Annotated in this window: 13 protein-coding genes; 4 read left to right on the top strand and 9 right to left on the bottom strand. The window is 43.4% G+C overall.

Features of this window, described 5'->3' with window-relative positions:
- The first annotated feature begins 165 nt into the window (after nt 1–165).
- Entirely contained in the window at nt 166–1377 is a 1212-nt protein-coding gene (gene gpgS / locus LI82_RS13115; protein ID WP_048194744.1) for a glucosyl-3-phosphoglycerate synthase, read from the top strand.
- A gap of 35 nt (nt 1378–1412) precedes the next feature.
- Here gpgS and LI82_RS07615 read toward each other — a convergent pair whose 3' ends face one another.
- Complete coding sequence (locus LI82_RS07615; RefSeq protein WP_048194742.1) at nt 1413–1730, bottom strand: DUF6951 family protein; 318 nt, start codon at nt 1728–1730, stop codon at nt 1413–1415.
- A gap of 119 nt (nt 1731–1849) precedes the next feature.
- Between LI82_RS07615 and LI82_RS07610 the strand changes: the two genes are divergently transcribed.
- On the top strand, nt 1850–3025 hold the full coding sequence (locus tag LI82_RS07610; protein ID WP_048194740.1) for a pyridoxal phosphate-dependent aminotransferase: 1176 nt from the start codon (nt 1850–1852) through the stop codon (nt 3023–3025).
- Between the two features lie 95 nt (nt 3026–3120).
- Here LI82_RS07610 and LI82_RS07605 read toward each other — a convergent pair whose 3' ends face one another.
- Nucleotides 3121–4254, bottom strand: coding sequence for an SdrD B-like domain-containing protein (locus LI82_RS07605; RefSeq protein ID WP_081955785.1), 1134 nt, complete (start codon nt 4252–4254; stop codon nt 3121–3123).
- A gap of 345 nt (nt 4255–4599) precedes the next feature.
- Between LI82_RS07605 and LI82_RS07600 the strand changes: the two genes are divergently transcribed.
- Nucleotides 4600–5235, top strand: coding sequence for a CDGSH iron-sulfur domain-containing protein (locus tag LI82_RS07600; RefSeq protein WP_048194737.1), 636 nt, complete (start codon nt 4600–4602; stop codon nt 5233–5235).
- Nucleotides 5236–5309: 74 nt separating this feature from the next.
- On the opposite strand, the gene LI82_RS07595 is transcribed toward LI82_RS07600, so the two are convergent.
- On the bottom strand, nt 5310–5486 hold the full coding sequence (locus LI82_RS07595) for a 4Fe-4S binding protein (protein WP_048194735.1): 177 nt from the start codon (nt 5484–5486) through the stop codon (nt 5310–5312).
- Between the two features lie 136 nt (nt 5487–5622).
- On the opposite strand from LI82_RS07595, the gene LI82_RS07590 reads away from it, so the two are divergent.
- Nucleotides 5623–5952 carry a hypothetical protein gene (locus tag LI82_RS07590; RefSeq protein WP_048194733.1) on the top strand — a complete coding sequence of 110 codons (330 nt, stop codon included), beginning with the start codon at nt 5623–5625 and terminating at the stop codon, nt 5950–5952.
- Nucleotides 5953–6063: 111 nt separating this feature from the next.
- On the opposite strand, the gene LI82_RS07585 is transcribed toward LI82_RS07590, so the two are convergent.
- The 6 genes from LI82_RS07585 to gatE all read right to left on the bottom strand — a co-directional run bounded on the left by LI82_RS07585 (nt 6064) and on the right by gatE (nt 16109).
- The gene (locus LI82_RS07585) at nt 6064–7029 is read right to left on the bottom strand and encodes a hypothetical protein (protein ID WP_048194732.1); all 966 of its coding nucleotides are present in this window, start codon (nt 7027–7029) and stop codon (nt 6064–6066) included.
- Between the two features lie 413 nt (nt 7030–7442).
- The gene (locus LI82_RS07580) at nt 7443–8627 is read right to left on the bottom strand and encodes an argininosuccinate synthase (RefSeq protein ID WP_048194729.1); all 1185 of its coding nucleotides are present in this window, start codon (nt 8625–8627) and stop codon (nt 7443–7445) included.
- Between the two features lie 25 nt (nt 8628–8652).
- On the bottom strand, nt 8653–11880 hold the full coding sequence (gene carB, locus LI82_RS07575) for a carbamoyl-phosphate synthase large subunit (RefSeq protein WP_048194728.1): 3228 nt from the start codon (nt 11878–11880) through the stop codon (nt 8653–8655).
- Nucleotides 11880–12977 carry a glutamine-hydrolyzing carbamoyl-phosphate synthase small subunit gene (gene carA / locus LI82_RS07570; RefSeq protein WP_081955783.1) on the bottom strand — a complete coding sequence of 366 codons (1098 nt, stop codon included), beginning with the start codon at nt 12975–12977 and terminating at the stop codon, nt 11880–11882. The genes carB and carA overlap by 1 nt, the downstream gene beginning before the upstream one ends.
- 150 nt (nt 12978–13127) lie before the next feature.
- Nucleotides 13128–14192, bottom strand: coding sequence for a TolB family protein (locus tag LI82_RS07565; protein WP_048194724.1), 1065 nt, complete (start codon nt 14190–14192; stop codon nt 13128–13130).
- A 15-nt stretch (nt 14193–14207) separates the two neighbouring features.
- A complete protein-coding gene (gatE, locus tag LI82_RS07560; protein WP_048194723.1) occupies nt 14208–16109 on the bottom strand; it encodes a Glu-tRNA(Gln) amidotransferase subunit GatE in 1902 nt (633 codons plus the stop codon).
- Between the last annotated feature and the right edge of the window lie 105 nt (nt 16110–16214).

Raw genomic sequence — 16214 nt, 5'->3', positions numbered from 1 at the left:
TCCCCGTCTGTATAAAAGCTTATATTAAATGTTCTATATATAGATATTCAACATATCATAACGGGAATATTGGGATGCATCTACAGTTGGGGGAATGCATTTCGATCCAGTCTTTATTCCGGGCTATGAACACTTTGCAGCCTATCAGATCTACTGGGGAGTTAGATGGATTTTTACCAAGAATATATTACGACAATTCATGATTTTAGTATCGATAAAGAAAGGCTTATCAAAAGAATACATGAACTTAAAACTCGCAGACCTGCATCACTCATCATTCCTATCTTGTATGAAGAGGTTAACAATCCCCCTCTTAAGAACATAATTTCCAATCTCAATGAGTGTACTTGCCTTAATCAGGTCGTTATCGCCCTTGCAGCTGAAACTGAAGAAGAATATGTTCATGTGGTGGAATTTTTCAAAGAATTGAAAACTCCTCACATTGTGGTATGGTGTGATGGCCCCAGAGCCCAGCACATTTTATTCACGATGAAAAAGATGGGGATCGATATTACTTCTTATAAGGGTAAAGGGAAAGATGTCTGGCTGGCTACGGGGATCGCCACCCTTGATTCCTATGCTATCGCTTATCATGATGCTGATATTGTCACTTATTCCAAGGATTTCCCGGCAAAGTTATTGTATCCTATTGTGGAACCGGAACTGAACTTCTTTTTCAATAAAGGCTATTATGCAAGGATAAATATGGAAACAAAGACCATGCATGGTCGTGTTTTCAGGCTTTTTGTACGTCCTTTGCTCGATACTTTACAGGCGGATTCCAAGGCTGACATACTTCGATATCTTCTTGCTTTCAGGTATACTCTTGCAGGTGAATTTGCTATGACAAGTGATCTTGCCATGAACATACGGATCCCTGCAGATTGGGGACTTGAAGTCGGTCTTCTTGCAGAGGTCTACAGAAACACAACAACTAAGAAGATCTGCCAGACTGATCTTGGTTACTATGATCATAAGCATCAGGATGTAGGTTCCAACAGATCAGAAGGTCTATGCAAAATGGTCGGTGATATCTTCACGACCTTTATGAGGATCACAACAGAATCCACGGATAATATAATTTCACCTTCTTACCTGCATGGTATCCATGTAAAATACAAGCGCCTCGGTCAGGACCTTATACGCAGGTATCATGCTGATGCCCTTTGCAATGGTCTGTGCTATAACAGGCATGAAGAAGAGCTATATGTTGATATGTTCGCAAATGTTATCAGGAGATCAGGTGAAGATTACCTTGAACATCCTTCAGATGTGCTCATGCCTGATTGGACCCGTGCCCTTTCAGCTATGCCGGACCTTCGTGAACAGCTATATGAAGCCTGTCTTGCTGATGAAAAGGAATATTGCAATAAGTGATGAAAGATTCTCTTATTTTGTGAGCAGGAGGATCTTCACGGTTCAAAAATTATACTGATACTTCCGGATCTCTCTGCCAGGTTCTTTGAAAGGAAACCTGCTTCAAGATTGCACATGTGAAGTACTGCACAAGGGATCAGGCAAGTAGAGCTGCATTTTGCATCCTTTGCTTTCCTGATGACATAGTTATCATCGATCCCGAATATCTCCATTGTAGGGACCTCCATGTGGGAAAATTCCTTGATCTTTTCACATGGTGTATCGATATCTATGATGACCTTATCGCCTTCCAACTGGCCGGTAATCGTATGGGTAAATCCACATATTGTCGAATCGACAGTTATCTTTGTCATATTATCATCCCTTATTTTTGGTTAAGAAATATCTTCTTCTATCATATGTATTATAAGTTATCCTTGCATAAACCTCAAGAGAATACACATTGAAAACCCAGGATCAGGAGCTACCAAGAATGTCACATCCACCTGCCTCTTTATCATTATCTGAAAGATCCATGAACATACCTCCTTTCTATGTCATGGAGGTGCTGGAAAGTGCCCAGAAGCTGGAACAAGCCGGCAGGGATATAATCCATCTTGAGATAGGCGAGCCTGATTTCCCAACAGCACCTCACATTTGTGAGGCAGCAAACCAATCCCTTGCATCCTGCAATACCCGCTATACTCACAGTCTGGGCCTGCCTGAACTGAGAAGTGCCATCGTGGATGATTATAACAACCGCTTCGGGCTGGACCTTGTTCCTGAGCAGGTCCTTGTGACATCCGGAACAAGCCCTGCATTGATGCTAACCTTCATGGCATTGCTGGACCAGGGTGATGGAGTCCTGATGTCAAATCCACATTATGCATGCTATCCCAACTTCGTCAGTGCTCTTGGTTGCCAATCAAATTTTGCATACACCTCCGAAGAGAATGGATTTGGCCTGACGCCGGAGCTTGTTTCTGAGAACCTTGATGCTGATACCAGTGCGATCCTGATCAACAGCCCTTCAAACCCAACGGGCTATGTTATGTCATCAGGAGAGATGCAGGGAATCGCAGAGATAGCAGAAAATAAAGGCAATATCCCGATAATCTCTGATGAGATCTATCAGGGTCTTATCTATGGTGGAAAAGACCACAGCATTCTGGAATACACTGACAATGCCTTTGTACTCAATGGATTTTCCAAGAAATACTGTATGACAGGTTGGCGTCTTGGATACATGATCGCACCTCTTGATTGCATGAGGGTGCTGCAAAAGCTCCAGCAGAACTTCTTCATATGTGCCAACAGCTTTGTGCAGGAGGCAGGTATTGCTGCACTTCGTGGTCCGCAGGACCATGTTGGTGAAATGGTGGCCACATATGACGAACGCAGGAAACACATGCTGAAGAGACTGAAGGACATCGGTTTCAGAGTTGGATACGAACCAATGGGGGCGTTCTATGTGCTTGCTGATGCCAGTGAGTTCGGGACAGATTCCCTGGAAATGAGTCGTACAATATTGAATGAAGCAGGCGTGGCAGTCACACCGGGAATTGATTTCGGTGATGGTGCGCAAGGGTATATAAGGTTCTCGTATGCTAATAGTTTGGAGAATATTGAAGAGGGAATGAAGAGGCTCGATACTTTCCTGAATGGGTGATGGCTGAAGGTCTAAAAATTAGCTTAAAACTAATCTATAATAATTCTGAATTAAGAAAGAAAAAATAGATTCTGATTTTAAACCAGAATCATTTTTTATGAAGGAACAATTTTTACTGAATCAGTGCCTTCGATGTTTGTGCCATCAAAAGTTTCACCTGTCAGAGTTGCCTCTGTATCCCCTGCTTCTACTCCAGTTTCCTGAGTTCTAAAGTGAAATACCAGATCCAGATCTCCATCTTTATCGACATCTTCAGTTGCCCACCTTAGTGGTGATACATCATTCGGACCAAATACCACGGTCACAGGATCTACCATTGTTGCATCAAAAACGTCTGTACTCAATATTGCAACTGGAATAACACCTTTGCTATTTGGATTAATGGAATTTGGGAATGAACCTGGTTTGATATCAATATTGATTTTAGTAACTATCATATAAAATCCTGCATCCCACGTAAGATCGGTCTCACCTGACCCAAGGTTGGTGCATACAGTCTTTCCTGTGGTTGGATCTGCATCACTGTCCATTGCATCGTCAGCACCCTGATCCTGTGGTGTGAAGATGTATCCAGCTGGAGCCACAAACTCAACATGGTAGTCACTTGGTGCAAGACCTGTGAACAGGTACATTCCAGTAGAACTCGTTGTTGTGGTTGCAATAGGAGCATTACCTCCACACTCATAAAGTTCAACGGTCACACTAGCAATACCTGGTTCGCCTGTATCCTTTATGCCATCTCTGTCGAGGTCTTCCCATACGAGATCACCAATGCCAGTTGTACCCAACATTCCTGCATCCCACGTAAGATCGGTCTCACCTGACTCAAGGTTGGTGCATACAGTCTTTCCTGTGGTTGGATCTGCATCACTGTCCATTGCATCGTCAGCACCCTGATCCGGTGGTGTGAAGATGTATCCAACCGGAGCAACAAACTCAACATAGTAGTCACCAGGTGCAAGACCTGTGAACAGGTACATTCCATTTGCATCAGTTGTTGTGGTTGCAATAGGATTAGTAGCTCCACACTCGTAAAGTTTAACGGTCACACCAGCAATACCTGGCTCGCCTGCATTCTTTATGCCATCCCCGTCGAGGTCTTCCCATACGAGATCGCCTATCCCAACATCTGTACAAGTAACTGTCGGAGCTACAGCAGTTCCTGCAGACATTATTAGTAATATCAAGGACATTCCGAAACAAATAAGCAAGTTTTGTTTAGTTTTCATATCAATACCCCCACTTTTATTGTTAGAATTAACTATAGAGTTCTACTCCATCTAATAATTTGATCTTATATGTACTTATATTTTCTTGAATACATAAATAAAAATATAATTCCTTTGGTATAGAATTTAACTTTCATGCAGATCTGATATATCTCAAAAAGTTTGAAAACCTTGTATATGGCGGAAATTGGAATCAAGTATGCCATAAAAAGATCATGTTGCAGTAAACATTTTAAATGAACAGAATATAAGTTTTTCAGCTTCTATCACTAATTTTGTTAAAAAACGGTTCCTTACAAAAATTAGAAATGCGATGTCAACAGATTTTCTTACAGAGGTGTTTGAGTGGAGAAAGAAGTCAGGCCTTCAATAAAAGTATCAAAAAATGGACCATATATTGTGAAAGATCTTAAAACACTCAGGAATTCAAAGGGTGTTTTCATCGAGACAAAACCTGCTATGGCACTTTGCAGATGTGGAGGGTCGGCAAATATGCCATTTTGTGATGGAACACATGTAAAGAACGATTTTTCCGGAGAAAAAGAAAAAGACCGTGTTCCCGACAGGGTTGATACTTACGTCGGAAAACATATTACCATTCATCGTAACAGGGATGTGTGTTCTCACGTAGGCCATTGTGTTCGTAATCTACCTTCTGTTTTCAGAAAGGGTGAAGAACCCTGGGCAGATCCGGATGCTGCTGATCCGGAAGAGATAGCAAAACTCATCAGGACCTGTCCTTCTGGCGCATTGAGCTATACTGTTAATGGAAAATTGTATAAGGATTATTCACATGGCCCGGAAATTTTTGTTCTGAATGATGGACCTTACAATGTTACAGGAGTCAGTCTTGATGATCCTGATGATTCAGTACCTGAAACCCAGGACCATTATGCTCTCTGCAGATGCGGTGCGTCTGGAAATAAACCATTCTGTGATGGCCAGCACTCCAATGCTAAATTTAAGGACAGGAAGAATTGAATCAACAGGTAGGCAGGAATTGGAAACGAAACTACTGAATATTAAAAATAGAAAGATAAATGGAATAAACCTGCTTATTCCATTGAAATTGCTTCGGATGGACAGGAGTCCACACATATACCACATTCAGTACATTTGTCAGCATCTACTACAGCGATGTTGTCGCCGTCCATTGATATTGCTTCGGCCGGGCAGTCATCTACACATACTCCGCATCCGACACATTCGTCTCTGTTAACTATAGCTACCATTATTATTTTCTCCCATTTAAGTTGTTTTAACTTGCACTATTTGCAAATTTTACAATATACTCATTGAATAATATTCGATAAAAATGTATCGAGTATCAAAACAAGGTTTGCTCAGTATTATGTTTATGAAGATGATGTGGTTAACGGGAAGGTTGAGTACAGGGAAAAGAATAGTTCCTGGGGATCTATCCTGTTGGTTAAGGCGAGAGAGTTGAGTCATCATCTTGTTAGGAAGAGGAAAACGATTGAGTTTGTTAAGCCCTCCTATAAGATTGAAAGGTATGATTCGGATGATTTGAGGAAGAAGATCATTGATATATCCTACACTGAATGGAAGAAGATGGGTTTCTCAAAAGGTACGTTGCATTATATGAAGCAAAATGTCAGAAGTGAGAACACGTTTACTCTCAATGCTCATGTTAGGGAGAGATTAGATGGATGGGGGAAAAAGATAGACGTTTCTTAATTTATGCAAAAATTATCGCCTATCTATTCCTATTGCTAAAAGGATTAAAACATATATGGGTATAATAGTTTGTCTAGGTTACAAAATAGTTTCGGATGTTATATAATAATTTCACTTACTAGCAGTTTTCTTTTTTGATAATGAAAATATAAAGCACCTTATACCGTTATGGACTAATGGATTGATAGATTTGCTTTGATGAATAGAGAGTTCCACATCCAATTTATTTTCAAATGTGTCAGGTTTAGTAAACCATTCCCCTTTATAGTTTAAGACACAATATGCCCCATAATTGCATTCACGATTTTTCATATAGAGGGGAAGTTGATTTTCAAGCCCATGAAACAAATCTTTTGAATGAGCATTTTTAAATTCTGCACATATTTTAGTTATACCATTGTCTTTTACATTCCCCATAAACATAAAATCCAAATTACCTCTGCCCGTTTGATATTCAGGTATAACTTCTATTCCAGCCATTAGCATTTGATCCGACAGCAAAAGGCTGATTACAGGTTGAACATCTGTTTCTTTTTTAGGTGTTCTGCTAACAATACTCTTACCAGAATAACTAATGTCCCAAAAAGGATTTATTGCACCATATTCATCAATTTTGTCTTGTATTGATAACAAACATGAATATACTTTTTCGCGTAATTTTTCCTCACTTTCATATTCAACCATTGGGAGTAAATTTTGTTTACGTGCCCATTTAATTAATGATGGAGGAGGAGAACAGGGTTTTGTTGGAGCTTCTGCTTTTTTATGTTTAATTTCACTACAAAAATATAATGAAATTTTATTGTAGGACCAAGTCAGAAAAATCATTGGTTCTACTGAGGTTTCTTTTATATCATCATAAGTCAATATTGAAAAAACTTCGTTTCTTTTTACAAAAAGTCCTTTTTCGTTTGAACCAAATATGAAGCTGAACTCTGGTCCACTTACTTCAAAAATGATTCCTCCAGCTTTTAAGTCACTAAGACTCGTAGTAAATTGAAGTGTACCTTCTGATTTTAATAAGTCTAAATTAGTTATTATCCCTTTGCAAGCTGGAACTATGTCAATTTTGTTCATAATATTACCTTCAAATATAACCACAAAATTTTAACGAGAAAAATAATTTGTTATTAGAGTTTACATTACCAGTAATAACATAATAATATATAATATTTTTATTTGTAATTGATTAGCATCCAAAATAGTATAGCTAGATTCTCTTAGATGTTTACAGACAGGTTGTGCAAACAATTCACACAATCTCGTACAAAAAATTCAACTTACCTATATCCCCGCAAGATTGTGCGGGGGAAGTGATTCTAACTTTTTTGGGTTAGTGCAGTGCAACATACCCTAAGAATTGGGGTATGTTTTAAAATATGCGTTTAAACAGTATGAGTAGCCGGGTAATAAATTTAGAACAATCCAAATCAAGACCAACAAAAGAAAAAAGAAGCCCGTATGCGACAACCGCATACGAGTAATTAATTTTAGTTCTTATCAACGAATTTCCTGAACAGGCGTGCCTGGAATCCGTGATATTTTGCAAATCCTTCGGCGTCCTTCTGGTCGATGCTTGTTCCATCAAAGGACACAAGTTCTTCTGAGTAGAGTGCTGCCGGGGATGTCCTTGCAAGAATTGTGAGGCTTCCCTTGTACAGTTTCATGGTGACTGTACCGTTTACACGTGTCTGTGTCTTGTCAATGAATGCATTCAGGTCATCGTAGAGTGGTTCGTCCACAAGACCGTAGTATGCAAGCTCGGACCACTGTTCGTCTACCATTGCCTTGAACTTGAGTTCAGAGCGGGTGAGGACCAGTTTTTCAAGGTCTTTGTGTGCTGCAAGGAGTACGGTTGCTGCAGGGTGCTCGTAGTTTTCACGTGCTTTAAGTCCGAGGACACGGTCTTCGATCATGTCAGTACGTCCGACACCGTGGGTGCCTGCAATGACGTTCATCTTTTCAATGAGCTCAACACCGTCCATCTTCTCACCATCAAGTGACACTGGCACACCGTTCTCGAAACCGATCACGATGGTCTGTGCATCAGGTGCATCTTCAGGTGAAGCTGTCCACTTGTAGATCTCCTCAGGTGGGATGTATCCAGGGTCTTCGAGCTTTCCGCCCTCGATGCTTCTGCTCCAGATGTTCTCGTCAACGCTCCATGGCTTTGCAGTGGTGACACCTACTGGAATACCGTGTTCCTTTGCGTATTCGATCTCCCATTCTCGGGTCAGGTTCATCTCTCTCATAGGTGCGATGACATCCATATCAGTGAGCCTGAACACAGCCTCGAAACGAAGCTGGTCGTTTCCTTTACCGGTACAACCGTGTGCAAGTGCAACAGCGCCTTCCTGTTCTGCGATCTCGACGACCTTTTTGGCAATAAGCGGGCGTGCAATGGAGGTTCCCATAACATAGCCTTCATAATCACCATTGGCTCTTATTAAAGGGAAAATGTAATCGTTCACGAACTCCTCGCGAACATCAAGGGTGAAATGAAGGTCACTGATCTTCTTTGCCTTCTCTTCTGCCTGTGCGACATCTTCCTTTGGCTGTCCCACATCGACTGCTACGGTTATGACCTCGTCGTATCCGTATTCTTCTTTGAGGAGGGGGATACAGATGGATGTGTCCAATCCACCGGAATAAGCAAGTACTACTTTCTTTGACATGTTGATTCGCTCCGTTAATTGATAATTAGTTCCTGACGATCTCTTTGTGATATTCATTGATGGACTTGATGGCAAGGTCTCCTTCCTTCATTGAGACAATAGCATCAGCCGCAGCTTTTGCAGACTGGATCGTGGTGATATACGGCACCTTAAAGTCCACTGCTGCACGGCGGATAGTGTATCCGTCCTTTCGTGACTGCTTTCCTGTTGGTGTGTTCACAATGAGTGCAACCTCATCCCTGCGCATCATATCGATGACATTAGGGCTGCCTTCATGCACTTTCATCACCGCTTCCATATTGATGCCTTTCTCGGCTAAAAAGTTCACAGTACCTTTGGTACCGATGAGCTTAAGCCCTGCATCCTGCATCTTGCGGGCGGTTTCAACAAAGGCTTCCTTGTCGTTCTGTCTGATGGACATGAAAACGTAACCGCTAAGTGGCAGTATATTGTCTGCACTGATCTGTGCCTTGAAGAAAGCACGTCCGAAATCATAGTCAACTCCCATGACCTCTCCGGTACTCTTCATCTCAGGGCTGAGCACAGGGTCTGCACCTGGCAATTTGTCGAATGGAAGTAATACTTCCTTGACAGAGTAATGTTTTACGGGTGTCTCATCAAGTTCTGCATATCCAAGGTCTTCAAGGGTATGTCCGATAATGACCTGTGCAGCTATCTTGGCAAGTGGCATCCCTACTGCTTTTGATACGAATGGGATCGTTCGGCTGGAACGTGGGTTTGCTTCAAGCACGTATACCTTGCCATTCTGCTCTGCCATTTGGATGTTGATAAGTCCCTTAACATTGAGCGAAAGTGCGATCTTGCGGGTATAATCACGTACTGTTGCGAGAGTTTCCTCGGAGAGTGAGTATGGTGGGATCACACATGCAGAGTCACCGGAGTGCACACCTGCTTCTTCGATGTGTTCCATGATGGCACCGATAAGCACGTCCTTGCCGTCACAGACAGCATCCACATCGATCTCGACTGCTCCCTCAAGGAAGTCGTCGATAAGGATCGGATGCTCAGGGGACACACGAACTGCTTCGATCATGTAGCGTTCAAGGTCAGACTGTTCATAGACGATCTCCATTGCACGTCCACCGAGAACGTATGATGGCCTGACAAGTACAGGGTATCCGATTCGTGTTGCGATCGCAATGGCGTCTTCTTCGGATGTTGCATAACCTGCTTCAGGCTGTGCAACGTCAAGCTTGCTCATCATCAGGTTGAACTTCTCCCTGTCCTCTGCCATGTCGATGTCTTCCGGAGATGTTCCGAGAATTATCGTATCGATGTCATCACGGCGGTCAAGCTCTTTCTGGAGTGGCATTGCAAGGTTGACAGATGTCTGTCCACCGAACTGGACAAGCACACCGTATGGTTTCTCACGATCGATAATGTTCATGACGTCCTCGAGTGTCAGAGGCTCGAAGAACAGCTTGTCGGATGTATCGTAGTCAGTTGATACCGTCTCAGGGTTGTTGTTGATTATGTGCGCCTCAAGGCCTTCATCACGGATGGCTGTGACAGCGTGGACGGTACAGTAGTCGAACTCGATACCCTGTCCGATTCGTATAGGACCTGCACCAAGGATCAGGATCTTCTTCCTGTCAGTTGGCTGGTCTTCGCACATGGTCTCGTAGCATGAATAATAGTAAGGAGTCTCTGCAGCGAACTCTGCAGCACAGGTATCTACCATCTTGTAGGTCGCACTGATGTTCTCACGGCGAAGGTCATTGATCTCCTCGCGGCTCTTGCCTGTGAGCTCTGCGATCCTGTCATCGGTGAATCCCATCTGCTTGGCAGACCTGAGCATCTCAATGTCCGGCTCACCTGCGAAAAGCCTGTTCTCAAGCTCGTTCTCCATCTCGACGATGTTGTTGATCTTTGTTACGAAGAATATATCATAACCTGAAAGTTCCGAGACCTCTTCAACGCTCATACCATTCTTCAATGCATCGAAGATAACGAAAAGCCTCTCACTGGTAGGTGTTTTTAGCAGGGTTTTGGCTTCTGCCTGGTCCCATGTCTTGCTTCCGAACTTCATTCCGATATCAAGGGAACGGACTGCTTTCTGGAGTGATTCCTCAATGGTGCGTCCGATGGACATGACCTCACCGGTACTCTTCATAGCGGTTGTCAATGTCTTGTCCGCGGTCACGAACTTGTCGAAAGGCCACCTTGGGATCTTTGTAACTACGTAGTCAATGGTAGGTTCAAAGGATGCAGGTGTCTTCTTTGTGACATCATTAAGGATCTGATCAAGTGTCATGCCTATGGCGATCTTAGCAGTCACCCTGGCGATCGGGTAACCTGTTGCCTTTGATGCAAGGGCTGATGATCTTGAAACACGCGGGTTGACCTCTACGATCCTGTATTCACCGTCTTTTGCAGCGAACTGGATGTTACATCCACCTTCAATTCCTAAAGCACGTATGATCTTGATAGCTGCTGTTCTCAGCATCTGGTGTTCGATATCGTTCAGTGTCTGGGATGGTGTTACCACAATGGACTCACCGGTGTGAACTCCCATCGGGTCGAGGTTCTCCATGTTACAGATAACTATACATGTATCATTGGAGTCACGCATGACCTCGTATTCGAACTCTTTCCAGCCAAGTACGCTCTCTTCGATAAGCACCTGATTGATCCTGCTGCGGCGCAGTCCTCTTTCACTGATCTCGAGAAGCTGTTCTCTTGTGTATGCGATACCGCCACCAGCACCACCAAGGGTGTATGCGGGACGAATGATAAGTGGAAGTCCGAGCTCGTCAATGAGCGCTTCAGCTTCTTTCAGTGTGGAAACAGCCACACTTCTCGGGACCTTTTCTCCGATCTCTTCCATCTTCTTCTTGAAAAGCTCACGGTCCTCGGTGTTCTTGATAGCTTCAAGAGATGTTCCAAGTAGTTCGACATTGAACTTTTCGAAAACTCCCAGATCAGCAAGCTCACTTGTAAGGTTCAGTCCGGTCTGACCACCAATACCTGCAATGATACCGTCGGGGAGTTCCTTCTCGATTATCTTTGCTATTATCTTTGCTTCAAGGGGTTCGATGTAAACAGCATCTGCCATCTCCGGATCTGTCATAATGGTTGCCGGATTGGAGTTTACAAGGACTACTTCATATCCTTCTTCTCTTAATGACCTGCAAGCCTGGCTTCCTGAGAAATCGAATTCTGCTCCCTGTCCGATCATGATCGGTCCGGAGCCTATCAGCAGGATCTTGTTAATATCTGTTCGTTTTGCCATTATACCCTGCCTCCCATAGCTTTCATGACCTTCCCAAAGAATATCTTCTCCGTGTCCCTTGGTCCGGCATGTGCTTCCGGATGGTACTGGACACTGAATATGTCAAGATCGTTGTGTTCGATACCTTCTACAGTATTATCATTAGTGTTGATCTGTGTGACAGTCACATCTGTATCGTCAAATGTGTCACCTTCAACAGCAAAACCGTGATTCTGTGATGTTATATGGACAATTCCGGATTCCAGGTCCTTGACCGGCTGGTTTGCTCCACGGTGTCCGAATTTGAGCTTATATGTATCTGCTCCAAGTGCTCTTGAGATGACCTGGTGTCCGAGACAAATGCCTGATATTGGCATTGTTCCTGCCAGATCCTTGACAACATCAATAGAATTCTGTGCGTTCTGTGGATCTCCCGGCCCATTGGAAAGGAAAAGCAGATCAGGGTTGTAATCCTCGATCACAGAAGCAGGTGTATTGGCAGGTACTACTGTAACATCAACGCCTCTTCTCAGAAGACTTAACGAGATGTTCTTTTTCATGCCCAGATCAAAGAGCACAACGTGCTTTCTGTCAGCGGTCTTTACCTGACTTTCTATTGTATATGGCTCTTTGCAGGTGACCCTTGAAACAAGATCAAGGTTTGAAATATCAGGTTGTTCCCTTGCCAGCCTGACTGCTTCTTCACCATCGTCACTGCCGTTTATCAGTGCAGCACGCATGGTACCATGCTCTCTGGTACCGATGGTAAGCATACGGGTATCAATGCCGGAAATTCCCGGCTTACCTTCATCTTCCATTAATTTGTAGATATTACGTGTGGAAAGGTGGTGACTTGGAGAAGGGCATGCTTCCCTTACCACAAGGCCTTCGGCCTTCACACCATCTGACTGAAAAGTGTCCTTATTAACACCATAGTTCCCTATCAAAGGGTACGTGAACATTAATATCTGACCAGTGTAGGACGGGTCTGTAAGAGACTCCTCATATCCTGTGTACTGGGTAGTAAAAACAAGTTCTCCGCAAACGATACCTTCGGCACCAAAACCAGTACCTTTTAAAATTGTTCCATCTTCTAATCCTATTACTGCAGACATCATCCGAACCTGCGAATACATGTCATGAATAGGCTATAAGCGTTACGATGGAATTTATAGATTTCAGAACAGATGTGAGTGATAGAACTCTTAATTCCAAAATAATAGAATAATAAAAGGTAATGTATGCAAAAGAAAATAAGAGGACTGTTCTTACAGCCCTTTCAGGAAGTTCCTGAGGAACATCACTATTACAATTACGGAGAGTGAGAATAATATAATGAGTGTTCTCAGTGGCGACTTTGTTGCAAAAGCTTCAAGTTCTTTTAATATGTCAAACTTTTCTTCCTCCACCAGCAGTTCCTCATCAGGTCCTAACTCAACCAGACTATCTGTGTCTGAAAGTGCAATTGTCCAGATGTTGTAGTCACCACCTTCGTTAGATGAAAACGCAATTTTATCGCCTTCCGGACTCCATGCAGGATGTTCCTGAGTTGAATTTTCAAATGTGACCTGTTCAATTCCTACACCATTTGAGTTCATGACCCATATATCAGAATTGCCTGACCTGTCAGATACAAATGCTATCTTTGTTCCATCAGGATTGAACACCGGATTTGTGTTCACAAAATTATCATTCCTGAGGAGCTTTGGAACCCTGTTATCAGGGTCAACGGTCCATATCTTTCCTTCCAGTGAATATACCAGCATGTCGCCTTCAGGTGACCAGGATGGTGCCCCTTCATTACTGGATGAATCGGTTATTTGCCTGTTCTCACTACCATCAGGGTTCATTGTCCATATGTCATAGTTTCCTGCAGTCTTTGAAAGGTATGCTATCTTTGTTCCGTCAGGACTCATGACGGGTTCCCTTTTGTCAGCATTTTCTGTTATCTGTGAAGTATTGCTTTTGTCAGCAAGCTCTACTACACGGATACTTACGAACTTGGAAGAGAATGGCTGGACATGTTCTGTAGCATAATATATGAATTTTCCATCTGAACTGAAAGAAGGCTCCCCCTCCCATGCAATGGTGTCATATATCCTTGTTTGATCAGATCCGTCTGCATTCATTATCCAGATGGCCTGCTCAGAAGAATATGTTATCAATTGGCCATCCGGACTCCAGGCAGGTGATCTCTGGTTGACGTCAAAGGTAAGTTGTTCTGTCTCTCCTAACGATATAGCACCTGCTAAAGCTGTTGATATCAATAGTATTGACGCGATCAATGCAATCTTTAAGACTAATGTACCAGTGTTGTTTCTCCCAAGTGTCATAATATCTAACGAATATTATGTATTAATACACTCATTAATCTTTTGTTTCAGGAGTTCACTGAGGACCTTTCCGTCAACTTTTCCGCGGAACTCGCCCATGACAATTCCCATGAGAGGTCCTACGGCGGCCGGTCCTTTTTCTTTCACAAAGTCCTGTCTTTCTTCCACGATCTTTGCAATGAATTCTTCTATCTGGGATGTGTCAATACCTGTAAGTCCAAGTTCTTCCAGACTGTCCCTTATATTTGCCTTTGGTTTCTTTGCAACATAGCGGAGTATCTGCTCCATACCCTCTTTGGCCACATCACCTGAAGATATGATCTCGAACATCTGTTTGAAGTGCTCGTCATTGATCTTCGTGACATCCACACCATCACGTTTGAGTTCAGGCACAAGTCCTGTGAATGTTGTCACGATAAGGGTTGCAGTGACATTCTTGTCATTGTTGTACCTGCTCATCAATTCCTCGAAAAGCGCCAGGTCCTGTGAATATGCGATCTTCTCTGCAAGTTCCTCGTTGAGCCCGTAATCTTTGCTGAACCTCTTTGCCCTTTCTGTTAGAAGCTCCGGGATCTCGATAGTATCAAAGTACTCCTTTTTGATCTCTACCTGTGGTACATCTGTCTCGGGGTACATCCTCGAAGCTCCGGGAAGCGGTCTCATGTATGCGCTGTTACCGTCAGGAAGTGCACGTCTTGTTTCTTCGGGAACGAACTCAAGTGCTTCCTGCGCACGGATAAGCACACTTTCCATGGCACCGAGTGCACGTTTCTCTTTGTCTGCTACCATAACGACAGCATCGCCTTCTTTCGCACCAACGAATTCACGCAATGAAGCGACCTCATCTTCGGTTATGCCATAATTGGGCAGTTCATCGGTGTGGAATATGCCACCTACGCCTGAGGTCTTTGCACGGTCGGAGAACTCGGTGCCCAGGCGTCTTCCTGGCTGCACTTCCATTCCAACATGTCCTGCAAATCCGGGCAGGAGGACTGCGAGTACCTTCCCTTTCTTGAGTGCCTTCTTTATGACCTTTGATTCAGTTCCACTGAACATTTCGGTCACGTCAAATATCTCATCATGGACGCTTGCATTCCTTTCCTGAAGGGACCTGCGTATCTCGAGAAGGTTAACCTGCCTCTCGGCCTCCCTTTCAACAATAGTTTCGATAAGATCAAGGGCCTGGACACCTTTTACCTCCACACGGGCTCCTTCTGCTATGGATATGTTGACATCCTGCCTGATGGTTCCAAGACCTCTTTTTACCTTACCGGTAGAACGAAGCAACATGCCGATATTGGCAGCAGTCTCCTTTGCATGTGCCGGTGAGATTATGTCAGGTGCTGTACCGATCTCCACAAGCGGTATTCCCAGTCTGTCAAGTGAATAAAGAATAGAGTCGCCTTTGTCCTCTATCTTTTGTGCGGCCTCTTCCTCTACACAGAGGACATCAACGCCTACGGCTCCTTCGGAAGTGTCGAGATGTCCGCCTCCGGCGAGGAAAGCGGTTCTCTGGAATCCACTGGTGTTCGATCCGTCCACAACTATTTTTCTCATGACGTGGAGCTGCTCCACTGGTATCATGTGCAATAGCTTTGCGATCGACAATGCGATGTCAAGTGACTCTTTGTTAAGTTCACGAGGTGGTTCCTCATCATTTTCCACAAGGCAGGTGCTGTCATATGCTTTGTAGATGTATTTCCTGTTGACCTTTGTCTGCTCAAGTGCTGCCCTGTCGGTCTCTCCCATCTCACTTGCAGTAGGGCGCAGGTAACGGAAAAATTCAAAGTTCGACTCATCCGTGTCACGTATCTTAGTAGGGCATTTACAGAAAAGTTTCTCTTTTGAGTTCAACTGCTGATGAATCTCAAGTCCGCATTTTAATCCAAGTTCACGGTAGTCGATCTTTTTGCTCATAGAAGTATCACCAATTACTCTGTCACGATCTAGACAACAAAACGTGTTAGCCATTATAAAAGTATTGTTTGCTATCCGTTCACTGGAATGTATTATAACATTTTG

It is taken from the genome of Methanococcoides methylutens (genome assembly GCF_000765475.1).
Lineage (GTDB): Archaea > Halobacteriota > Methanosarcinia > Methanosarcinales > Methanosarcinaceae > Methanococcoides > Methanococcoides methylutens.
Note: the sequence above shows the minus strand (reverse complement) of the source record. Positions and strands in the feature narration are given on the sequence as shown.